The organism is Chlorogloeopsis sp. ULAP02 (assembly GCF_038404745.2).
GTDB lineage: Bacteria > Cyanobacteriota > Cyanobacteriia > Cyanobacteriales > Nostocaceae > Chlorogloeopsis.
Genome location: NZ_JAYKTT020000065.1, coordinates 14,347 through 36,247, shown reverse-complemented (window position 1 = coordinate 36,247; position 21,901 = coordinate 14,347). Strand labels below are relative to the sequence as shown.

General features: G+C 40.4%; 20 protein-coding genes. 15 read left to right on the top strand and 5 right to left on the bottom strand.

Annotated features, from left to right (window positions below):
* Positions 1–22: 22 nt before the first annotated feature.
* The 6 genes from U2718_RS21690 (at position 23) to U2718_RS21665 (ending at position 4,656) form a co-directional block, all read left to right on the top strand.
* A complete protein-coding gene (locus tag U2718_RS21690) occupies positions 23–898 on the top strand; it encodes a DUF4037 domain-containing protein (RefSeq protein ID WP_341997238.1) in 876 nt (291 codons plus the stop codon).
* Between the two features lie 39 nt (positions 899–937).
* On the top strand, positions 938–1,192 hold the full coding sequence (locus U2718_RS21685) for a SemiSWEET transporter (RefSeq protein WP_341997019.1): 255 nt from the start codon (positions 938–940) through the stop codon (positions 1,190–1,192).
* 58 nt (positions 1,193–1,250) lie between these two features.
* The gene (locus tag U2718_RS21680; RefSeq protein WP_341997020.1) at positions 1,251–2,894 is read left to right on the top strand and encodes a radical SAM protein; all 1,644 of its coding nucleotides are present in this window, start codon (positions 1,251–1,253) and stop codon (positions 2,892–2,894) included.
* A 68-nt stretch (positions 2,895–2,962) separates the two neighbouring features.
* On the top strand, positions 2,963–3,151 hold the full coding sequence (locus U2718_RS21675; protein WP_341997022.1) for a CPXCG motif-containing cysteine-rich protein: 189 nt from the start codon (positions 2,963–2,965) through the stop codon (positions 3,149–3,151).
* A 17-nt stretch (positions 3,152–3,168) separates the two neighbouring features.
* Positions 3,169–3,621, top strand: coding sequence for an SRPBCC family protein (locus U2718_RS21670; protein WP_341997025.1), 453 nt, complete (start codon positions 3,169–3,171; stop codon positions 3,619–3,621).
* A 276-nt stretch (positions 3,622–3,897) separates the two neighbouring features.
* The gene (locus U2718_RS21665) at positions 3,898–4,656 is read left to right on the top strand and encodes a hypothetical protein (protein ID WP_341997027.1); all 759 of its coding nucleotides are present in this window, start codon (positions 3,898–3,900) and stop codon (positions 4,654–4,656) included.
* A gap of 220 nt (positions 4,657–4,876) precedes the next feature.
* On the opposite strand, the gene U2718_RS21660 is transcribed toward U2718_RS21665, so the two are convergent.
* Complete coding sequence (locus U2718_RS21660; RefSeq protein ID WP_341997029.1) at positions 4,877–5,695, bottom strand: SDR family oxidoreductase; 819 nt, start codon at positions 5,693–5,695, stop codon at positions 4,877–4,879.
* Positions 5,696–6,092: 397 nt separating this feature from the next.
* Here U2718_RS21660 and U2718_RS21655 point away from each other — a divergent pair, with 397 nt between their 5' ends.
* Both U2718_RS21655 and crtW read left to right on the top strand, forming a co-directional pair.
* Positions 6,093–6,284, top strand: a complete 192-nt coding sequence (locus U2718_RS21655) for a chlorophyll a/b-binding protein (protein WP_341997031.1) — start codon at positions 6,093–6,095, stop codon at positions 6,282–6,284.
* 232 nt (positions 6,285–6,516) lie between these two features.
* Positions 6,517–7,302, top strand: a complete 786-nt coding sequence (crtW, locus tag U2718_RS21650) for a beta-carotene ketolase CrtW (RefSeq protein WP_341997033.1) — start codon at positions 6,517–6,519, stop codon at positions 7,300–7,302.
* A gap of 121 nt (positions 7,303–7,423) precedes the next feature.
* On the opposite strand, the gene U2718_RS21645 is transcribed toward crtW, so the two are convergent.
* The gene (locus U2718_RS21645; protein WP_341997035.1) at positions 7,424–9,217 is read right to left on the bottom strand and encodes a hypothetical protein; all 1,794 of its coding nucleotides are present in this window, start codon (positions 9,215–9,217) and stop codon (positions 7,424–7,426) included.
* Positions 9,218–9,813: 596 nt separating this feature from the next.
* Here U2718_RS21645 and psaA point away from each other — a divergent pair.
* Both psaA and psaB read left to right on the top strand, forming a co-directional pair.
* Positions 9,814–12,072, top strand: coding sequence for a photosystem I core protein PsaA (gene psaA, locus U2718_RS21640; RefSeq protein WP_341997037.1), 2,259 nt, complete (start codon positions 9,814–9,816; stop codon positions 12,070–12,072).
* 173 nt (positions 12,073–12,245) lie between these two features.
* Positions 12,246–14,477: a photosystem I core protein PsaB gene (gene psaB, locus U2718_RS21635; RefSeq protein WP_341997039.1), complete on the top strand. Its 2,232-nt coding sequence runs from the start codon at positions 12,246–12,248 to the stop codon at positions 14,475–14,477.
* Between the two features lie 96 nt (positions 14,478–14,573).
* On the opposite strand, the gene U2718_RS21630 is transcribed toward psaB, so the two are convergent.
* Entirely contained in the window at positions 14,574–15,005 is a 432-nt protein-coding gene (locus tag U2718_RS21630; RefSeq protein ID WP_341997041.1) for a GFA family protein, read from the bottom strand.
* 603 nt (positions 15,006–15,608) lie between these two features.
* On the opposite strand from U2718_RS21630, the gene U2718_RS21625 reads away from it, so the two are divergent.
* The 3 genes from U2718_RS21625 to U2718_RS21615 all read left to right on the top strand — a co-directional run bounded on the left by U2718_RS21625 (position 15,609) and on the right by U2718_RS21615 (position 18,373).
* Entirely contained in the window at positions 15,609–16,076 is a 468-nt protein-coding gene (locus U2718_RS21625; protein ID WP_341997046.1) for an REP-associated tyrosine transposase, read from the top strand.
* 105 nt (positions 16,077–16,181) lie between these two features.
* A complete protein-coding gene (locus U2718_RS21620; protein ID WP_341997048.1) occupies positions 16,182–17,090 on the top strand; it encodes a site-specific DNA-methyltransferase in 909 nt (302 codons plus the stop codon).
* A gap of 266 nt (positions 17,091–17,356) precedes the next feature.
* The gene (locus tag U2718_RS21615) at positions 17,357–18,373 is read left to right on the top strand and encodes an SGNH/GDSL hydrolase family protein (protein ID WP_341997050.1); all 1,017 of its coding nucleotides are present in this window, start codon (positions 17,357–17,359) and stop codon (positions 18,371–18,373) included.
* Positions 18,374–18,467: 94 nt separating this feature from the next.
* On the opposite strand, the gene U2718_RS21610 is transcribed toward U2718_RS21615, so the two are convergent.
* Positions 18,468–19,112 (bottom strand): response regulator transcription factor, encoded by a 645-nt coding sequence (locus U2718_RS21610; RefSeq protein WP_341997052.1) that lies wholly within the window; start codon positions 19,110–19,112, stop codon positions 18,468–18,470.
* 836 nt (positions 19,113–19,948) lie between these two features.
* Here U2718_RS21610 and U2718_RS21605 point away from each other — a divergent pair.
* Positions 19,949–20,671: a rhomboid family intramembrane serine protease gene (locus tag U2718_RS21605; protein WP_341997054.1), complete on the top strand. Its 723-nt coding sequence runs from the start codon at positions 19,949–19,951 to the stop codon at positions 20,669–20,671.
* 87 nt (positions 20,672–20,758) lie between these two features.
* Here U2718_RS21605 and smpB read toward each other — a convergent pair whose 3' ends face one another.
* Positions 20,759–21,226, bottom strand: coding sequence for an SsrA-binding protein SmpB (smpB, locus tag U2718_RS21600; RefSeq protein WP_341997056.1), 468 nt, complete (start codon positions 21,224–21,226; stop codon positions 20,759–20,761).
* 256 nt (positions 21,227–21,482) lie between these two features.
* Here smpB and U2718_RS21595 point away from each other — a divergent pair, with 256 nt between their 5' ends.
* Complete coding sequence (locus tag U2718_RS21595) at positions 21,483–21,770, top strand: WGxxGxxG family protein (protein WP_341997058.1); 288 nt, start codon at positions 21,483–21,485, stop codon at positions 21,768–21,770.
* Positions 21,771–21,901 lie beyond the last annotated feature (131 nt).

The following is a 21,901-nucleotide window of genomic DNA, read 5'->3' as shown; positions in this document are numbered from 1 at the left end:
CCCTGTATGCAATTCGGTGTCTATGTTTGATGATGACATAAGTCCTAAAAAATCTGTTGACTTTCAAAAAATTTCCTCTTTAGCTCAAAACATCGCCGCTGAATTTAGCCAACTACCGCAAGTTGTAGCTGTGGCTTTAGCAGGTTCTCAAACAAGTGCTATTGCCGATGATTTCTCAGACTTAGATTTTTATGTATACGTGCAAGAAGAAATTTCGGTAAATATTCGTGAGAGCATAGCTAAAAAATTCAGTGATCGCATTGAAATTAACAATCAATTTTGGGAACCCGGTGACGAATGGATAGATAAAAATTCCGGGTGGAGTGTTGATATTATGTATCGCACACCGAATTGGATTGAACAACAAATAGATGCTGTACTTGTCAAACACGAAGCATCAGTTGGTTACTCAACTTGTTTTTGGTGGAACATTTTACATTCGCAACCGTTGTATGATAAAGATGGTTGGTTTAGACAGTTACGTGTTAGAGCTACCCAACCTTATCCTGAAGAGTTAAGAAGAGCAATTATTGCCAAAAATTATCCAATTTTACGCAACAATCTTTCTGCCCACACACATCAAATAGAATTAGCAACTAAACGTAACGATTTAATCAGCATCAATCACCGTATTTCTGCTTTAATAGCTAGTTATTTTGATATCATTTTTGCTGTTAATTATCTACCTCATCCCGGTGAAAAAAGACTGATTAAGTTTGCTAAAAAATTTTGCAATAAATTACCGAAAAATCTTGAAGATAATATTACTAAATTAATCCTATCTATTTGCGAACAGCAAAACATTCTTGATCAAGCGATCGTACTGATTGATGAACTCGATGCATGGTTAATAAACGAGACAATAATTACAGAATCAAAACAGTTGGCATGGGTATAATAAGTGGATGTATTTAGCTAAATGCTTGGCATCTACTCTATGGAATTTCTCACTATTTTAGGATTAACTGCTGCAACTATAACTACAAGTGCTTTTTTACCACAAATGATTAAAACCTGGCAATCTAAATCAGCAAAAGATGTTTCATACACGATGCTGATTACTTTTATCAGTGGTGTTTTTTTATGGTTAATCTATGGCATCTTTCGCCAGGATTTAGCAATTATACTAGCGAATCTTATAACTTTAGTTTTTAATCTCATAATTTTATACCTTAAAATTAAATATAGATAAACAAACTAGAGACGAGATTACTTTCTAGCCCCTAGCCCCTAGCCCCTATTTTTAATCTGTGACATCTTCTATATTTGCTGCTGAACGCCTTTTATTCACTCCTGCCACTCCCAACACTGACGCGATCGCCACTATCTTTGCTTTTCCTAACGAGTATAGTGTGGGCATTACAAGCCTTGGCTATCAAGTGGTGTGGGCTACTTTAGCTATGCGTTCAGATCTGCAGGTGAGTCGCTTGTTCACCGATATTCACGAACCACTGCCACGAAAGCCGGAATTACTTGGCTTTTCGATGTCCTGGGAGTTGGATTATGTGAATATATTGAACTTATTAGAATCTTTAGAAATTCCCATCAGGGCAGCTTTCCGCGATCCTAATCATCCCATAGTTTTTGGTGGTGGCCCCGTCTTAACTGCCAACCCCGAACCCTTCGCAGATTTTTTTGATGTCATTTTACTGGGGGATGGTGAAAATCTCTTAGATAATTTTATTGATGCTTATCAAGCAGTTAGAAATGCTGACAGGCAAACTCAACTTCAAGCACTCGCACAAGTACCGGGCATTTATGTTCCCAGTTTGTATGAAGTTGAGTATTACGATGTAGATGGTACGATTAAATCAATTCAACCTATTTCCCCAGAAATTCCCGCTGTAGTACAAAAACAAACCTATCGAGGCAACACTTTATCAGCTTCAACGGTAGTGACTGAAAAAGCAGCTTGGGAAAATATTTATATGGTAGAAGTGGTGAGAAGTTGTCCAGAAATGTGTCGCTTCTGTCTGGCAAGTTATCTCACTTTACCTTTTAGAACTGCTAGTTTGGAAGGTTCTTTAATACCAGCAATTACAAAAGGTTTAACAGTCACAAATCGGCTCGGATTATTAGGTGCTTCAGTTACTCAACATCCTGAGTTTGAGGAATTATTGAACTATATCAGCCAACCCCAGTTCGACGATATACGTCTGAGTATTGCTTCGGTGCGAACTAATACTGTGACAGTACAATTGGCGCAAACTTTAGCGAAACGAGATACAAAATCCTTAACGATTGCTGTAGAAAGTGGCTCTTCAAGGGTACGACAAATTATCAATAAAAAGCTGGACAATGATGAAATTATTCAAGCTGCCATGAATGCCAAAGCTGGAGGATTAACTAATTTAAAACTCTACGGCATGGTAGGAATTCCTAGCGAAGAACCAGAGGATTTAGATGCGACTGTAGCGATGATGCGCGATATTAAAAAAGCTGCTCCTGGTTTGCGGTTAACATTAGGATGCAGTACTTTTGTTCCCAAGTCACATACGCCTTTTCAGTGGTTGGGAGTAAATCGCCAAGCCCAGAAGCGGTTGCAGTTTTTACAGAAACAACTAAAGCCACAAGGGATAGATTTTCGCCCCGAAAGTTACAATTGGTCAATTATTCAGGCTTTGTTATCACGAGGCGATCGCCGACTATCACACCTTTTAGAACTTACCCGTAACTTTGGTGATTCTTTAGGTAGCTATAAACGTGCTTTTAAAGAACTAAAAGGACAACTTCCCAGTTTAGATTTTTACGTTCATACTAACTGGTCAACCGATCAAGTCTTACCTTGGAGTCATTTGCAAGGGCCTCTACCACAGTCTACACTACTAAAGCACTTGGCTGATGCTACAAGTCAACTCGATAAATCATCTGAAAAAATAATGGCTAAATGTTGATAGTAAATTGTCAAAATAAAATTAGCATTAGCTATTAGCAGTTACAATCTAAAATTTAAAACAGATAGATGCAAACAACAGCAGAATATTACTGTGCTTATTGTGGTGAAGAAAATTTAACTTTTGTAGATTTGAGTGCGGGAGGGCAGCAATCTTATGTAGAAGATTGCCAAGTTTGCTGTCGCCCCAATATTTTGTATATCCGCATCGATGAAGACACTCTTGATATCGAAATCGATACTGAGTATGAAGGCTAAGTTTGAGGTTTTTCTTAATGCTGCACTTTAAGTATTCCTCAGTTATTGATGCACCCTTAGAAACAGTTTGGAAATTTCACGAAAGAGCAGACGTGTTGCAATTGCTTACCCCTCCTTGGCAACCGTTGCAAGTAGTACGTCGTGAGGGAGGCTTAGGCATAAATGCTATTACTGAGTTTCGTCTGGCGATCGGGCCATTGCCTTTGCGTTGGTTAGCACGTCATACTGAATATGAAGAATATCATCTGTTTACAGATGAACAGATATCTGGGCCATTTGAATCCTGGCTACATCGGCATATATTTAAATCGGAAAATGGCAAAACCAGATTAACTGATGAAATTTCCTTTGCTTTACCTGGCGGACAACCAGCTGAGTTTCTAGGTGGCTGGTTGGTACAAGTACAACTAGAAGCAATGTTTCGCTATCGTCATCACATAACTAGACAAGAATGCGAGTCAGGTAAATAGGGGATAGGGGATAGGTGACAGGGAACAGATGATAGGGGAATTTTCTCTTTGCGTTCCCATGTTCTCTTCCCAGTACTCAATCCCCATCTCGGCTAACAAGAATTTCATTTAACAATTACTTTTATTAAAGAATAAATAAATTCCCAGAAATTTTAGTTGTTTTGGGTTTTTTTAATACGATAATAATTTCAGTTTTTCATCCGTTAAAACACTGATATTTTCACGCCATGTTTTCTTAGATGTGGCGGCAATTTTAATGTTTAAAAGTTTAAAAACATGAATTTTTTACAACTGGATGTTGCTCACGCAGTAACTTTACAGTTAATCGTTGTGAGCGTGTCTTCCTTATGGTTATTGACACCCTTTTCAAAGTCTCAAGTGAAGGAAACAGGCAATATACTAAAAAACTCAAAAATTTATCAACTAAAAACTGCTCAAACGCAAGTTTGCCCTTCTGGTAATTTAATACCTAAACGCACTTTTTATACAGCTAAAGATTACATCTATATTTGTAGAGGAGAACGGCATAATTCTCTTGGATATTACATTAAAATCTCTAAAAATGGCAGTAATAAAATTACTGTACCTATAAGTAGTAAAAACGGTGAGACTTATGTTGCTATTCAGGGTGAAATAACATACATGGTTACTCCTTATGAATTAGTAATTACAAAACTTAGTAAGGGTGGTAGTGTTACCTTTAAAGAAAAAGTTAATAGCGCGATCGATGCTGATGGAAAACCCTTAGCTAGGGGTTGTCCTAATGGTAATACTACCTTTGTAGAAGCTAAGACCAAAAACTTTATTGTGTATATTTGCGGTAGAGAACTTCCCAACAGTTACGTAGCTGTGACTCGCCAAGGCAATGACACAATTACCATTCCACTGCAAAGCTATAAATTCCATATAGGAATAGAAAATAGCCAGTTCATTGCTGTTAATGGTGACATTCGTTACCTACTGACTCGGAATGCACTAAAAGTGTCTAGGGATGGTAAAACAATAATTAAAGAAAAAGTTTTGTACTGGAATTAATCAGGTAGACGGCAGAAGGCAGAAGGGAAACATATGTTTACTTCAGCCTTATTAAGGAGTCATTCCATTTCACGCTAATTATGATACACATAAATTTTGCCCAGACGCGATATATCGCTTCTCTACAAAGTCTGTATTTGTATCAGATTTTTATGAAATAGTATCAGTCAATCTTGAGCTTCCAAAATTAGGAAAAACTTTATCTTGCATACTTAGCCCTTCAGCTATCTTTATTTTTAAAGATTTGATGAGAAGCCCACTGGAATAAACCAGGAAATAACCGATTCACTGCTTGTGAAAAGTTGGCAGAACCAACAAATACTTCGGATTTTTGATTTTTAACTGCATCCCAAATAGCATTTGCTACATCTTCGGGTTTCTCTACCACGGGATTTTTCAGGATGTTGTCAATTTGTTGGCGACGGCTTTGAGTATCTTGCTCATTTTTCCCTCTCATTACAGCCCGTTCCATAAAATTAGATTTAATTAAATTCGGGTAAATACCACAAACCTGAATTCCTTTCGGCTTTAATTCTGCATGAAGCGCTTCTGTCAATCCTGTAACGCCAAACTTACTTGTACAGTAAGGAACAAGGTAAGCGGTAGGCACTTTACCACCAATTGAACTCACATTCACAATTGTTCCTTTTCCTCTTTGAAGAAAGTGAGGTAGTAAAGCATGAATTGTATGGATATATCCCCATAAATTAGTATCTATAACCTTGTGCCAATCTTCCAGCGAAAACTCCTCTACTGGTGCTGACGCATAAATGCCTGCGTTATTTACCAGCACATCAATATAACCATAATGCTCTAAAGCTTTGTCTACTAGTGTTTTTACCTGCAATGGATCGGTGACATCGCAAGTAACTATTAGTGGTGCTGTACCACCAACGCTTTGCACCACTTGCGCTGCGCTTTCTAAGCGATCGCGATGACGAGCCGCAAGTATAAGTTCATATCCTTTACGGGCAAATAAAATAGCTGTTGCTTTACCAATCCCTTCAGATCCACCCGTAATTAGTGCCGTAGGAGCCATATTCTTCGTTCAAAAACTTATTTACTTCTTATTAGTTTGAGCAACAATAATTAGAAAACCTTCTGACTTCCGTTAGATATTACTGACAACCTTGCAACTATCGCTCTCTGTAGTGAACTTTAAACAGGCGATCGCACCATCTAACAACTTACAAGCATTTCTTCAAAACTCAAGAAGAGTTTATGTATGCATTATTACTAATTTGCTTTACAAATAATCTTGATTGTAGAGACTAAGAGAAATATTTATTAACCTTTTGTCAGATACAACCCTGTATATTAGCCTCCAAACCTCACCCTTTCGACTTGCTTACACTTTGGCACTAGAGATAGATAGCACTTGTTAGGTGGGTAAATACTATGAATGGTGTAGTTCACAATCTTGAGGAAACTTAACAATGGGGCCTTATCCGACTGATGTAACAGAGAAAGCATATAACGGTAGCGATCGCAATGCCTTTAAGTTTGGCTTTACACCCCAAGCTGAACTATGGAATGGACGCTTGGCGATGATTGGTTTTCTTGCTTATCTACTTTGGGATTATCAGGGCTACAGCGTACTGCGCGAGGTACTCAACCTCATTCACTAAACTCCACGGCTCAAAAACCTTATAGAGCAAGAAATTTTGCTTACACAGTCACCATCTATGCAAATATGTGTAATATTATTTAAGTAAACTTAATTTTTCTACATATTTGATTTAGGTGTTACTTATATCACAGCACTGACCATGAACAGGGTTTTCCCTTAAGTGGTTAGTGAACTTTTTAATGACCGAATTGTGTGAATTTCGACGAAATTTTAGGCGGAGTAAAAGCCTGATGCAATCAAAACACTTATCTAGCCATCATATAGAAATTACAAATCAATCTACTGTTGGTATGGCAGGCATTTTCATTGCTATTGCCATTTTAGGAATATGGGCAGCTAGCTTAATTTTTTTACTTTCATTTGACCTTTCCAAATCAGATATTTTAGAGTCATTATTAGCTATAATCTTGCAGACATTTATATATACAGGATTATTCATTACTGCTCATGATGCTATGCATGGGGTAGTATTTTCCAGAAACACTAAAATTAATCATTTAATCGGAACTATATGCTTACTTTTTTATGGTTTTTTATCCTACAAAACATTAATAAAAAAGCACTGGATGCATCACCATCACCCTGCCAGTGAACTAGATCCCGATTTCCACGACGGCAAGCATAAAAATTTCTTTGCCTGGTATTTATACTTTATGAAGAATTACTGGAGTTGGAGTCAAATAATAGCCTGGATAGTAGCGTATAATACTATTCATTACGTATTAAATATACCCCATACAAATCTTATTCTCTTTTGGGCATTACCTTCACTATTAAGCTCATTACAATTATTTTATTTTGGTACATTCCTTACTCATAAAGAACCACCAGGAGGTTATATTAAACCTCACTTTGCTCAAACTATCTCTATGCCAACATGGTTGTCACTTATTACTTGCTATCATTTTGGCTACCACAAAGAACATCACGAATACCCTCATCTTGCTTGGTGGCAATTACCAGAAATTTACAAATTAAATAAACTTACCAAAACTGAACTCAGTATTTCTAATTAAAAACTCTGCGCTCCTCTGCGCTCACTTTGCGTCCCTCTGCGTTTTAAAAAGCTACTAAATACACAGAACCCCGACTTTCAAAAAAGTCAGGGTTCTTGTTTCGTCACAATCAATTGTGGATTTACCCGCTTGAGTGTTCAGGCGTTGCTGTCGCTTCTGGTGTAGAAGGCTGATTCATCTGTGATCGAGCAAAAGGTAAAGTTGGAGATGGCGCAGAATTTGGATATTGCCGACGATTAAAAAATCTTTCTAATTCTGGTTTTTCTGGCTGAGGAGCAACTTTTTGAGGTAAAAGTCTTGGATCAGCTTTTGGTAAAAGTTCCTGTTCTGGCGCGGGAGACTCATTTACAATCTCAGGCAGTGTTGGAGGTAGGCTAGGAGATTTTTCTAGTGAAGGTTGTGGAGTTGATAGATCACCTACACGGCGATTAAAAAATCGACTAAATCTTGATTTTTCTGGTTGAGTAACCAGAGGTTCAGCTGTAGTTTCTGGGGCTGGTGTCTCAATAATTTCCGGTAATGTGGGAGAAACGCTTGGAGACGGTTCTACTGTAGGTTGAGATATAGGCGCTTTACCTGTAAAACGCTGAAAAAATTTACCAAATCGAGATTTTTCTGGCTGAGTAGGCTGTTTTTCTGGTAAATCAATAGCTTCAGGCTCTGGTGCAATTTCCGGTGATGGTTCTAATGCCGGAGTTGGGCTAGGAGAGATTTCTGTAGGTTGTAGAATAGGTGTTTTGCCTGCTCGATTTTGGAAACGATTGAAAAAGCCACCTTTTGGTTTCTCTGGTTGAGTTGGAGGTGTTTGTTCAATTTCAGGAACAGGTTGTTTTTCTTGAAGTTGTATCTCTGGTGTAGTTTCAACCCTGGGTGCGATGCTAGGAGTTGGTGTAGGTGTAACTTCCAAACTCGGCTGTTTTTCTTCTTGGGGTTGAATTTTTTGTGTAGTAGTAGGTGTGGGTTCGGCAGTCGGTACTTTACCTGTGTAGTTGGGATCTACAATTGCGCGAACTCGTTCTGCAGAAAGTTCTCCTCTGACAATTTTAGAAAGGGTGTCTTTACCTTTTGGCTCGTAGGTTATTAGCCTAACTGTACTGTTAAATTCATTTTTGACAGGATTGCCTTGGTTATCAAGAAATTCTAGTTTTACCCAGTTTTTACCTGGTTTAAAGCCTTTTAGATATATTGCTTGCCAGCGATCAAGAACAAAACTTTCGCCATTAATAGTGCAGCGGATGCGCCAATCTGCAAACTGGTTGTTAGGGTTATCTTTCGCAATCAGGTGTAACGGCGCGTTTGTCAAGTAAAAATCCAGTAAAATAGGCTCCGCTCCATAACTGCCTTTCGGACGGCTGTAGGTTAGCAGGGGTAAATTTGGATCGGGGTTGTTGTCATCGCTTTTAGTGAAGATGTGAAATGTTGTCTGAGCGTAGGCACCCTCGTTTTTAAAGCTTTCATGCCAAGGACGGGAGGCAAAAACACGTAAGGTATGGGTACCAGGGGACAAGTCTGGTAAAGTTAACGGTTGATTTAAGTCGTAAACTGCAATGTACGGTTGATTGTCAATTATTACGTGCAGATGTGGCCCCATATCCAGTTGTGGATCTTTAAATATAGGTAAATCCTTAACCTGGAAGCGGACTGTAGCTGTGTTATCTTGCAGAACTTCATCCTGCTTAGGAGTCACTATTGATACCTGAGGTCTATATACTTCTAAGGTTTGACGTAGTTCTTGAACGACCGTTGGTGGGGCAACCTCCGAGAATTGCTTTGTTGAAATTGCAGGGCTTTCTTGTAAACTACCAGATGGCTCTTGGCTGATGGCTTTATCACCACAGCTAGTTAAATATAATACTAAGGTCAATACCGTTAGCGACTTTATTAAAGTTGCAGCCGTTGTCCGCCACGAGTTCATGTTTTTCACCCATTCCTAAACAACAGACAGATTTTATGTTGCATTTTGGCGCAAACTGTCCATTCGGAACTATAGCCCAAAAGGTGAAATCCTTTTTTAACTACCTGTCCTTGGACTGAGAATTTAAGTTTTTGAATTTATGTCAGTACTATCTAAGATAATTATGTGGCGATTTTAACTATTTCTTCTTACAGCTATTTAACTATATTTTGGTATAACCTGTAACGAAAATTCCAAATATTTTTAATTGGATTATAGCTGTAAGAGTTAAAAACAGCGATCGCTCAGAAAATAACCATAAATTTTGCGAATTGTTTAGCTTTGTAAAATAAATAGAGAAAGTATTGACTTTTTGACCAGTGTTTTAGAATCGGAAAGTAGATGAGACAATAAATCTGGGGATTTTGAATTATTGTTAAAAAGTCTCCAACAATGTACAAGAGAAGACTTTATAATTCAACAGAAACCACTCCCCACACAAGGTCTTCATCGCGGCTCCAAATTATAAATGGAAAATGCGATTTGGTTCATAAAAACCAAGAAGACAGCTTGTGGTCACAATGATTCCTCAGTCCCTTTTTAAGAGAGGAGGTCGAATGACAATAAGTCCTCCGGAGCGAGAGGAAAAAAAGGCAAGAGTGATAGTCGATAACGATCCGGTTCCAACTTCGTTTGAACGATGGGCGAAACCAGGTCACTTCGACAGAACCCTAGCCAGAGGTCCCAAAACCACCACATGGATTTGGAACCTGCATGCACTCGCCCACGATTTTGATACACATACAAGTGATTTAGAAGATATTTCCCGCAAGATATTTGCAGCCCACTTTGGTCACTTAGCTGTAGTGACCTTGTGGTTGAGCGGGATGATTTTTCATGGCGCTCGTTTTTCAAACTACGAAGCTTGGTTGAGCGATCCACTCAACGTCAAGCCTAGCGCTCAAGTTGTTTGGCCAATTGTTGGTCAAGACATTTTGAATGGGGATGTCGGTGGTGGCTTCCACGGCATTCAAATTACTTCCGGTCTATTCCAAGTTTGGCGTGGCTGGGGGATTACCAACTCCTTCCAACTGTATTGCACAGCTATTGGCGGTTTGGTATTAGCAGGTTTGTTCCTGTTTGCTGGCTGGTTCCACTACCACAAGCGCGCTCCTAAACTGGAATGGTTCCAGAATGTGGAGTCAATGCTCAATCACCACCTGCAAGTATTGCTAGGTTGTGGTTCCTTGGGGTGGGCAGGACACATCATTCATGTTTCCGCACCAACCAACAAGCTTTTGGATGCAGGAGTTCCTCTTCGGGATGTACCCCTGCCCCATGAGTTCATCCTGAACAAAGACTTGTTAACCGAGTTATATCCCAGCTTTGCCAGTGGTTTAGCACCTTTCTTTACATTGAACTGGGGTCAGTATGCTGACTTCCTGACGTTCAAGGGTGGTCTAAACCCGGTCACAGGTGGCTTGTGGATGACTGATATTGCCCATCACCACTTGGCGATCGCGGTATTGTTCATCGTCGCTGGTCATATGTACCGTACCAACTGGGGTATCGGTCACAGCATCAAAGAGATCCTGGAAAACCACAAAGGCCCCTTCACTGGTGAAGGTCACAAGGGTCTCTACGAGAACATGACCACATCTTGGCATGCTCAATTGGCAACTAACCTTGCCTTCTTGGGTTCGCTGACGATCATCATTGCCCACCATATGTACGCGATGCCCCCATATCCGTACTTGGCAACCGATTACGCTACCCAACTCTGCATATTTACTCACCATATGTGGATTGGCGGTTTCCTAATTGTGGGTGGTGCTGCTCACGCTGCCATTTTCATGGTGCGCGATTACGATCCTGTTGTGAACCAAAATAACGTTCTGGATCGTGTGATTCGTCACCGGGATGCAATCATCTCTCACCTCAACTGGGTTTGTATTTTCCTTGGCTTCCACAGCTTTGGGCTTTACATCCACAACGACACAATGCGCGCCTTGGGCCGTCCCCAAGATATGTTCTCGGATTCGGCAATTCAGTTGCAGCCTGTATTTGCTCAGTGGGTACAAAACCTACACACTGTAGCACCAGGAGCAACCGCGCCAAATGCACTTGAACCTGTTAGCTATGCCTTTGGCGGTGGTATTCTCGCCGTAGGCGGTAAAGTGGCAATGATGCCGATTGCGTTGGGTACGGCGGACTTCATGATCCACCATATTCACGCATTCCAAATTCATGTCACAGTACTAATTCTCTTGAAAGGCTTCCTGTTTGCCCGCAGTTCTCGTCTGATTCCAGACAAGGCAAACTTGGGCTTCCGTTTCCCCTGCGACGGCCCTGGTCGTGGTGGTACCTGTCAGGTGTCTGGTTGGGATCACGTGTTCCTCGGTTTGTTCTGGATGTACAACACCATTTCGATCGCAATTTTCCACTTTAGCTGGAAGATGCAATCTGACGTCTGGGGAACAGTAGACGCAGCTGGTAATGTGACTCATATTACTGGTGGTAACTTTGCCCAAAGTGCCATCACCATCAATGGCTGGTTGCGTGACTTCCTGTGGGCGCAAGCAGTACAGGTGATCAACTCCTATGGAAGTGCCCTGTCAGCTTACGGACTTATGTTCTTGGGTGCTCACTTTGTTTGGGCATTCAGCTTAATGTTCCTGTTCAGTGGTCGTGGCTACTGGCAAGAATTAATTGAGTCCATTGTTTGGGCACATAATAAACTGAAAGTAGCACCTTCAATTCAGCCTCGCGCTCTGAGCATTATTCAGGGTCGTGCGGTCGGTGTAGCTCACTACCTCTTGGGGGGAATTGCCACGACATGGGCGTTCTTCCACGCACATATTCTCTCATTAGGCTAGCAACCAGCATTTAGGAGCAATGAGTTATGAGTGATGGGCTACAAGTTGTTTTTAGCGGTTAACATCAACAACAAAAACCACGAACTGACAACCATTAACTCAAAACTCCTAACTCAGAACTCCTTAAGAACATTGATACCTGATGGCTAAAAGTCAGAGGATTTCTCAAACCTATGGCGACAAAATTTCCAAAATTTAGCCAGGATCTCGCGCAAGACCCGACGACACGTCGGATCTGGTATGCGATGGCTACAGGAAATGACTTTGAAAGCCATGATGGCATGACGGAAGAAAATCTTTACCAAAAGATTTTCGCTACTCACTTCGGTCATGTGGCAATCATTTTCCTGTGGGCATCCAGCCTCCTATTTCACGTAGCCTGGCAAGGTAACTTTGAACAGTGGATTAAAGATCCTCTTCACATCCGTCCGATCGCTCATGCGATTTGGGACCCTCAATTTGGTAAGCCCGCAATAGAAGCTTTTACCCAAGGTGGAGCTAACTATCCGGTAAACATTGCTTACTCTGGTGTTTATCACTGGTGGTACACCATCGGTATGCGGACGAACAGCGACCTATACATGGGTTCTGTGTTCCTCCTTATCCTGGCATCAGTTTTCTTGTTTGCTGGTTGGTTGCATCTACAACCCAAGTTCCGTCCTAGCCTCTCTTGGTTTAAGAGTGCAGAGCCTCGCCTCAATCACCACCTAGCAGGTTTGTTTGGTGTTAGCTCTCTGGCTTGGGCTGGTCACTTGATTCACGTTGCTATCCCCGAATCTCGCGGACAGCACGTAGGTTGGGATAACTTCTTAAGCACTCTGCCCCACCCGGCAGGCTTGCAACCCTTCTTTACTGGTAATTGGGGAGTTTACGCTTCTAACCCCGATACTGCAAACCATGTATTTGGTACTTCCCAAGGTGCTGGTACAGCAATTTTGACCTTCTTGGGTGGCTTCCATCCTCAAACAGAATCGCTGTGGCTGACCGATATGGCTCACCACCACTTAGCGATCGCTGTAATTTTCATCGTCGCCGGCCATATGTACCGGACTAATTTTGGAATTGGTCACAGCATTAAAGAAATGCTGAACTCCAAATCTGGTTTAGTACCTGGTACCAAGAGTGAAGGTCAGTTTAACCTGCCTCACCAAGGTTTGTACGATACTTATAACAACTCCCTACACTTCCAGTTGGGCATTCACTTAGCTGCTTTGGGAACTGTTACCTCCTTGGTAGCACAGCATATGTATGCTATGCCACCTTATGCCTTCATCGGTAAGGACTACACAACCCAAGCCGCTCTTTATACTCACCACCAATACATCGCTATTTTCTTGATGCTTGGTGCTTTCGCTCACGGTGCGATCTTCTGGGTTCGTGATTACGATCCCGAACAAAATAAGGGCAACGTACTTGAGCGTGTACTGAAGCACAAAGAAGCGATTATCTCTCACCTGAGCTGGGTATCCCTATTCTTAGGCTTCCACACCTTAGGTCTGTACGTTCACAACGACGTAGTTGTTGCTTTCGGCACACCAGAGAAGCAAATCCTGATCGAACCTGTGTTTGCTCAGTTCATCCAAGCATCTCACGGTAAAGTGCTCTACGGACTAAACGTCCTGTTGTCTAACCCAGACAGCGTTGCTTACACAGCATACCCCAATTACGGCAACGTTTGGTTGCAAGGTTGGTTGGATGCAATTAACTCTGGTACTAACTCCCTGTTCTTAACTATCGGCCCTGGCGACTTCTTAGTACACCACGCCTTCGCATTGGCTATTCACACCACCGTTCTCGTACTCGTGAAAGGTGCTCTGGATGCCCGTGGTTCTAAGCTGATGCCCGATAAAAAGGACTTCGGTTATGCCTTCCCTTGCGACGGCCCCGGTCGTGGCGGTACCTGCGACATCTCCGGTTGGGACGCTTTCTACCTAGCTACTTTCTGGGCATTAAACACAGTTGGTTGGGTAACCTTCTACTGGCACTGGAAGCACCTGGGAATTTGGCAAGGCAACGTAGCTCAGTTTAACGAATCCTCTACATACCTGATGGGCTGGTTCCGCGATTATCTCTGGGCTAACTCCGCTCAGTTAATTAACGGATACAACCCCTACGGCATGAATAACCTGTCTGTTTGGGCTTGGATGTTCCTGTTCGGACACCTAGTTTGGGCAACTGGCTTCATGTTCCTGATCTCCTGGAGAGGTTACTGGCAAGAGTTGATTGAAACTCTTGTTTGGGCACACGAGCGTACTCCACTAGCAAACCTAGTTCGCTGGAAGGACAAGCCCGTTGCTCTGTCTATCGTTCAAGCTCGTTTGGTTGGTTTAACTCACTTCACTGTGGGCTATGTTCTAACTTACGCAGCATTCCTAATTGCCTCGACGGCTGGTAAGTTCGGTTAATTCGGCTGCTAGTTTTGTAGGTAATTAATTGAAATCCCCTGCCAGTGGCGGGGGATTTTTTATGGTGGGGCAAGATGTCCACCTCAAAAGCAGGCACTATGGCATCTTGGCAATCTTAGGCAAATCCGGGTTCATGTAATCCCACGGTTGAGCACTGGCTGTATAAATATCCATAGTCGGTCGGAACCAGCTTGGATCGTCAAGACTCCCAGCCATAATGCCCATAAATTCAGGAATTGGAGGCTTGCTAAATAATCGAGAACCGCAGTTTGGGCAAAAGCCTCGACCAACAATATTGCCGCTATCACCAATCACCTCATAGTATTTCACCTCTCCGGTGATAGTGACTGCACTCTGGGGCACAAGAAGCCCGGACGCATAAGCAGTTCCCGTCGCACGTTGACAATCGCGACAGTGGCAATTTCCCATCGCAATGGGTTCAGCCGAACATTCGTAGCGGACTGCTCCGCATAGACAACCGCCAGTAAATTTGATCGCCATAAGAAAACCTCTCCTTGGAATTGTCACTTCTTGGACGCGGGTGCAGCTCGATTCCAGTGGCTACCAACCAAAATATGGTGCTTGCAGCACTCCTGACTTCCAAAATAGCGATCGCACAAAATTTTTTCTTACAAATTCTTGCTTTTTTTTTACGGGTTTATGCGATGCTCTCGAAAAATCTTAGGTGTGACTCCAAGTAGGCGCTTAAAATGACTAGTGAAATGTCATTGATTAGCAAAGCCGACTTTATAAGTAATATCCGCAATTGACAAGTCACTTTTAATTAGGAGTTCGCGAGCCTGCTCGATTCGGCACTTGAGATGACAAATTGATGAGGTGAGTATCCCGTTGACTGTTTGAATAAAAATAATGAACACTAAACAGCCCAATTAACTAGAAAAGAGGAATTATTGCCGTTTCAGTTGAATAATCAAAAGAATTGTTTTGTGGGATGGGTGTCTCACCCGTCCTAGATTAAAAACAGGTAAAATTTCTACAATCTTAAGTAAAGATATTAAACTTTCTCTTTTTAGAATGTAAATTTTCTCTTTTTGGAATGGGAAAAATAAATAAAGGGGCGGGCAAGATGCCCACTCCACAAGATAAATAACAATTACCTTCCTGTCCCATATGCAAGAGCCAAAGTTTAAAATTACCCAAAGAACCTTACCTCATTGGGAATTAGATGGAGCAGTTTATTTTATTACTTTTAATACTTGGGAAAAGTTAGAACTTACCCCAGAAGCTAGGCAAGTAGTATTTAATGCTTGTCTATTTTTTAATAACAAGAGATATAACATTTATATCTTTGTTGTAATGGCAGACCATGTCCATATGCTAATTCAGCCTTGGCTCAAATTAGACAATGAATTTTGGTCACTTAGTAGCATTATGAAAAGTATCAAAGGTTATAGTGCTAAAAAAATTCCTAAGTTAATGAAACATACAGGTACAATCTGGCAAGATGAGCGATACGACCGCATTATTAGAAATGAAGAAGAGTTTCAGACATATTGGGATTACATTAGGCAAAATCCTGTCAAAGCTGCTCTTTCAAAAACTCCTGAAGATTATCCCTTTTTCTGGCAAACTTCTTAACAAGAATATTTGTAGAAACATTTCTTGTGGGGTGGGTCTCTTGCCCGCCCCTTCAAAGTGTATATAAACTATAAACTAGTTCTTTATTTTCCAACAACATAACCCTTGAAATCCAAACAAATAACTTCACAGCAATCTATAAATTTGATTCCCTATTACACTCAAAACTACGGTTCCATATATTTAGGTAATACCCAAGAACTAATTAAATATATTGAAGATAGCAGTATTAATTTAATTATTACCTCACCTCCATTTGCGCTCACCCGCAAAAAAGAATACGGCAACGAAAGCGCAGAAAAATATATAGAATGGTTTCTACCTTTCGCTTATGAATTTAAAAGATTACTTGCAGAGGATGGCTCATTTGTGCTTGATTTAGGTGGTGCTTATCTACCTGGAAATCCCGTGCGGAGTATCTATCAATATGAGCTTTTAGTTAGGTTGTGCAAAGAAGTTGGTTTTTTTCTAGCTCAAGAATTTTATCACTACAATCCGGCACGATTACCTACCCCGGCTGAGTGGGTAACAATTAGACGTATTCGTGTGAAAGACTCAGTAAATATCGTTTGGTGGTTATCGAAAACCCCCCACCCCAAAGCTGATAATAGAAAAGTTTTAAAGCCATACAGCGAGAGTATGAAGCAATTACTTAAAAATGGTTATAAAGCCAAAATGCGTCCTAGTGGACATGATATTTCCGAGCAATTCCAAAAAGATAACAAAGGTGCAATTCCACCTAATTTGCTAGAAATTGCTAATACTGAATCAAATAGCGCCTACTTACGTCGCTGCAAATTAATGGGGATACAACCACATCCTGCACGTTTTCCTCAAGGTTTTGCAGAGTTTTTTATCAAATTTTTAACTGATGAAGGCGATACAGTTTTAGATCCATTTGCGGGTTCTAATACAACCGGTTTTGTTGCAGAAACCTTGCAAAGACAATGGATATCATTTGAAATTAATGAAGATTATGTGATTGGCAGTCGTTATAGATTTGTAGATCCGTAGCAGTTTTCCTTAAAAATCAAACGCACAAAATAATTTTATAGTTAAATTTAGGGAACAGGAAAAGTATAAAAAATCGAACAAAATTTATACTACTAAGAAAAAACATTAAAGATACTGTAAAAACGAATCTCCTAAGCTAGCTAATTACACCGATACAGTGTAAATACTGTAAAAGGTAATTAATTAGCTGATTCAAGAAATTTCCTGCAATCAGCCGAGAAACGCTGTCATTGGACAAAATAGTAGTCATAGGAGAAACTTACGAGATGAGGAACGTTTATTTATTGGCAGCAGGCTTAATTGCAGGATTAGCTATTCCAGTAACAACGTTGCCACAGCCCTTAGTCTTCAAAACAGAAAGTAATCAAATCCAGTTGAATACAAAAGAGGGTTTGCAGGCAGTAGCAGGTGAAACAGTGGCTTCAACGGTAGAAACTCCCTCACCAGAATTTAGCAACCCGAATTTGCCTATACCAGTTGAATCCTCTGTTCAGTCAATATACCAACCGACTCGGAGATTTTTATCTGGCAGTCAACTTTACTACCATAGACTAGCAGCTCTAAAAGCTGGTCAAATTTATACACGCCTAAGCGAAAATGAATTACAGTCTTTGTTGGAGTCTGGGAAAAAGCCCCAGCTAACTTATGAAGATTGGAAAAGCTTATTGGCAATGGAAGCCAGAGCAATGGTTAAAGGACAAGGCGCAAATCGCCTAAATGTCTTAGTTGGCGATTCTTTAAGTATGTGGTTTCCTAATGAAAAGCTACCTGCTGGGAAATTATGGTTGAATCAAGGAATATCTGGTGATACTTCTAGTGGCATCCTCAACAGATTGTCTGCTTTTGCCGCAACCAAGCCAGATGTGATTTACGTAATGGCTGGAATTAATGATTTGCGTAAGGGCATGAATGATCAGGCAATTTTACGCAATTATCGTTTAATTATTCGTCGCTTACGCCAAAATCATCCAGGTAGCTTGATTCTTGTCCAATCAATATTGCCAACTCGTCTTGCTTCGATTTCTAATAGCCGAATTCGTCGTCTTAATAGTCAGCTAGCTTTAATTACTCGACAAGAAAAAGCCAGTTATCTGAATTTACATGACTGGTTTGCTGACTTTCAAGGCAATTTGCGAGAAGATCTAACTACAGATGGATTACATCTTAGTAAAAATGGATATGGAGTTTGGCAAGTTGTGTTAGAACAGATGGAATCTAACTTTGCGATTGGAGAAGTAAGGCAAGAGTCTTTAGGAGAAGCTAGGCGATCGCAACAGCAATAGCATATTTGGAAATAGATAATAATTTATTACTTTTTGTAACGTTAATACGCTAATCAGATTTTGTTTTTAATAAAAGAATTATTGGTTGGTTTAGCTATTCTACCAGTCCATGTTTAATAGCAAAACGTACTAATTCTGCTCTGTTATTAGTGGCGGTCTTTCTTAATAAACTGCTAACATACTTTTCCACTGTCCGAGGACTCAGATGCAACTTTTGACCCATTTCAGCATTGGAAAGACCATGAGTCAAAAGTTCTAAAACTTCCTGTTCTCTGGGAGTTAATTCGGAAAGTAACTCCACAGTAGTTGTGGGGGTGGAAGCACTCGCATTGTCGGGATAGGAAACATTGTATGCAGATTGAATGAGTTGCGATCGCGCTAAGAGATTGCGAATCGCTGCTCCTAGTTCTTCTAATTCAAAAGGTTTAGGTAAGTATAAATCGCACCCTGACTGATAGCCAAGAATTCTTTCCTGTGTTCGTGTTCGTGCTGTTAATAAAATTACAGGCAGTAACCGAAACATAGATTTTTGTCTTACCTGGCGGACTAATTCATAACCATTCATTTGTGGCATGACAATATCGGTGACTATTAAATCAGGATGGAACTCCTCCACCTTTATCAAAGCCTCTTGACCGTCATTAGCAGTAATTACCGAGTAGCCAGACAATTCAAGATAATCGCTAATAGACAGACGAGTGCCTAGATCGTCGTCCACTACAAGGATTGTCAAGGGCATGGAAAGTACACCCCTAGCATTTTTTCCTAAGAAATTTGCTTCTATAAACACTGTCAGCAAACACAGACAATAATAGTACTCTTATGTTTCATACTATGACAGGATTACCAGCTAATAACACTCTGTAGAATGAATTACCAATATAACTTCCAATCGTAAGAGGTATTATTCAGTTGTATTCCTAAAGTTAAACTTACATCTAAATAGCTGTAGAACTAGATCCAACTTTTTTATAATTTGTAACACATCATCAATGATAAGTCCTTAATCAAATTAAACCTAATTATACATATACATACATATATAGTTCTAAATTTAGAAAATCACAAACATAGGTTACAAAATTGTGTACAAAAAATCTATGCATTGCTGAGGATTTAGCATCAAGGTGGACGACTATTGTGACACATCTATAATTAGGAGTCTTCACCGAATAGAGATATTTTCTTGTTTTGAACCATTATTATTTATGCCGTTGTTTGTTCTCTAACTTTGTCAAAATCTCAGTCCGTTGTATCAAAAAATAACGTAAATAAAGAATTTTAGAACAAATTTTCCATCCTCCTTGACATATAAGCTTTAGGTTAACTTACCTGAAGTGATCATGACTTTGAGTGATGATAATTGTAGATTTTTTAAAATATAGTTTAAGTATAACTTAATACTTGTACTAAAGGATCTTAAATAATTTAGGTAATGAGACCTGACAGCAATCAAAACTTATCTACAAAAGAAATATCTCCAATGTAACGTGCTAAATCTATCTAGAGGTTGGCAGAAATACTCAACAAATTAGGTATGGTAAATCTTGTTCTAAAAAATTAACAAAGACTCCTGTGGTTCCAATTAGAGATAATAATCCAACAAAAATTACACCTTATGTTACCTATGGGCTGATTGCAGCTAACGTTCTTGCTTTTATTTATGAAGCGAGTCTACCTCCCCAATACTTAGATAGTTTTTTTCATCTATTTGCAGTGGTGCCGCGAGAATTAACAGCTAGCTTTGGAGGTATCATTGTCAATCAACCAGTACCGGAATGGGTAACTTTAATTACTGCACAATTTCTGCATGGCGGTTTGCTACACTTAGCTGGCAATATGTTGTTTTTGTGGATTTTTGGCAACAACGTTGAAGATAAGCTAGGCCATGTTAAATATTTATTTTTCTATATAAGCTGCGGTATTTTAGCGACATTGGCTCAGTGGTACTTCTCACAAACTTCCGCAGTTCCTTCATTAGGGGCAAGTGGGGCGATCGCTGGTGTCATGGGAGCATATATAATCCGCTTTCCTCAAGCAGAGGTTTTAGGTATAGTTCCCTTGGGATTTTTCTTTCCTACCTTTCGCGTTCCAGCATACTTCTTTCTCGGATTCTGGTTTCTCCAACAAGCTTTTTACGGCGTTGCGAGCTTAGAAGCACCTACCAATATTGGTATGGAAAGTGGTGGTATTGCATACTGGGCGCACGCTGGTGGTTTTCTATTTGGGGCAATTCTCGGCCCTGTGCTAGGTTTGTTTAGAGAAGATTCAGAGCAAGAAAAATTTACTGGGTACTGAAGAGGACACGGGGAGATGGGGACGCGGGGACACGGAGAATCGTGCTTGACGTTCTTACTCCTGGTGCTTCTTTCCTAGTCCCTAATCTTAATAATTTTTCATCGCTCTTCGCATTTCACGCTGATCTTGGCGTTTTTTGAGATCTTCTCGCTTGTCATGGAGTTTCTTCCCTCTGACAAGAGCTATAGTCACCTTTACCCAACCACGTTTGAGATACATTTTCAGAGGCACTAAAGTCAAACCCTGCTGTTCCACCTTGCCAATAAGTTTACGAAGTTCTTGGCGATGCAGTAGTAGCTTGCGTGTACGGCGTGGCTCATGGTTGAAATATTGTCCACTAGCTGTGTAAGGTGAAATATGAGCGTTAATTAGCCATGCTTCTCCATTGCGAATCAAAGCATAGCCATCTTGGAGATTAACCCTACCCGCACGGATTGATTTAACTTCAGTTCCAGTCAACTGGATACCAGCTTCGTAAGTTTCGAGAATCTCATATAAATACCGGGCTTGTCGATTGTCACTAATAACTTTGTAACCGTCATTCTTATCGCTCATTGAGAATTGTACTTGTGCCTAAATTAATGAATGAAAAGTCTTGTAAACTGGCTAACGAATTTATAAAGGGCTATTAAACCACTATAAATGCTCAACTGGATATTATTCTTATCCTAACCTTGAGAGAATAATTGAAATCTATATGTCTTAAGCGTGAGTTTAACGTCAGTTGAGTTTATAGCTACAGATTGATTATGTTTACTGGGTGAGTCGATACAGTGGTGAATAACTTTGAAATAGACAAGGAACTTTTACTATGAAAAGTCATTTCACTAAAGCTGTGAGCGCTGGTGTTGTCACTTTGAGTATGGTTATTTTGCCCTTAACTCTACCTGCACAAGCACAAGTTCAGCAAACTCAACCTGGAGTCCAAACTACACCTGCACCAAGTACTAGAGTTGAGGAAGACGGCGGTTTTGATTGGGGTTGGTTGGGATTGCTTGGACTTTTGGGTTTAGCTGGTTTAGCTGGTAGAAAACGTACTGATGAAACAACCCGATATCGCGATCCTAACGCTGTGGGTAGCACTACTTATAGGGAATAAATTTGCTGATGAAATCTACGACTACTCCATAACGCACATTATTGGGAAGATGATTATATACAAAAAGCCTTGGATAGATTATCCTCCAAGGCTTTTTTCAATTTCAATTTATTTGATCACAGTAAAATTCT

What these genes read in the sequence shown, in the direction of transcription:
- U2718_RS21690 (WP_341997238.1), top strand. Translation starts at nt 23, where the DNA reads ATGTTTGATGATGACATAAGTCCTAAAAAATCTGTTGACTTTCAAAAA.
- U2718_RS21685 (WP_341997019.1), top strand. Translation starts at nt 938, where the DNA reads ATGGAATTTCTCACTATTTTAGGATTAACTGCTGCAACTATAACTACA.
- U2718_RS21675 (WP_341997022.1), top strand. Translation starts at nt 2,963, where the DNA reads ATGCAAACAACAGCAGAATATTACTGTGCTTATTGTGGTGAAGAAAAT.
- U2718_RS21670 (WP_341997025.1), top strand. Translation starts at nt 3,169, where the DNA reads ATGCTGCACTTTAAGTATTCCTCAGTTATTGATGCACCCTTAGAAACA.
- U2718_RS21665 (WP_341997027.1), top strand. Translation starts at nt 3,898, where the DNA reads ATGAATTTTTTACAACTGGATGTTGCTCACGCAGTAACTTTACAGTTA.
- U2718_RS21660 (WP_341997029.1), bottom strand. Translation starts at nt 5,695, where the DNA reads ATGGCTCCTACGGCACTAATTACGGGTGGATCTGAAGGGATTGGTAAA.
- U2718_RS21655 (WP_341997031.1), top strand. Translation starts at nt 6,093, where the DNA reads ATGGGGCCTTATCCGACTGATGTAACAGAGAAAGCATATAACGGTAGC.
- crtW (WP_341997033.1), top strand. Translation starts at nt 6,517, where the DNA reads ATGCAATCAAAACACTTATCTAGCCATCATATAGAAATTACAAATCAA.
- U2718_RS21645 (WP_341997035.1), bottom strand. Translation starts at nt 9,217, where the DNA reads ATGAACTCGTGGCGGACAACGGCTGCAACTTTAATAAAGTCGCTAACG.
- psaA (WP_341997037.1), top strand. Translation starts at nt 9,814, where the DNA reads ATGACAATAAGTCCTCCGGAGCGAGAGGAAAAAAAGGCAAGAGTGATA.
- psaB (WP_341997039.1), top strand. Translation starts at nt 12,246, where the DNA reads ATGGCGACAAAATTTCCAAAATTTAGCCAGGATCTCGCGCAAGACCCG.
- U2718_RS21625 (WP_341997046.1), top strand. Translation starts at nt 15,609, where the DNA reads ATGCAAGAGCCAAAGTTTAAAATTACCCAAAGAACCTTACCTCATTGG.
- U2718_RS21615 (WP_341997050.1), top strand. Translation starts at nt 17,357, where the DNA reads ATGAGGAACGTTTATTTATTGGCAGCAGGCTTAATTGCAGGATTAGCT.
- U2718_RS21610 (WP_341997052.1), bottom strand. Translation starts at nt 19,112, where the DNA reads ATGCCCTTGACAATCCTTGTAGTGGACGACGATCTAGGCACTCGTCTG.
- smpB (WP_341997056.1), bottom strand. Translation starts at nt 21,226, where the DNA reads ATGAGCGATAAGAATGACGGTTACAAAGTTATTAGTGACAATCGACAA.
- U2718_RS21595 (WP_341997058.1), top strand. Translation starts at nt 21,483, where the DNA reads ATGAAAAGTCATTTCACTAAAGCTGTGAGCGCTGGTGTTGTCACTTTG.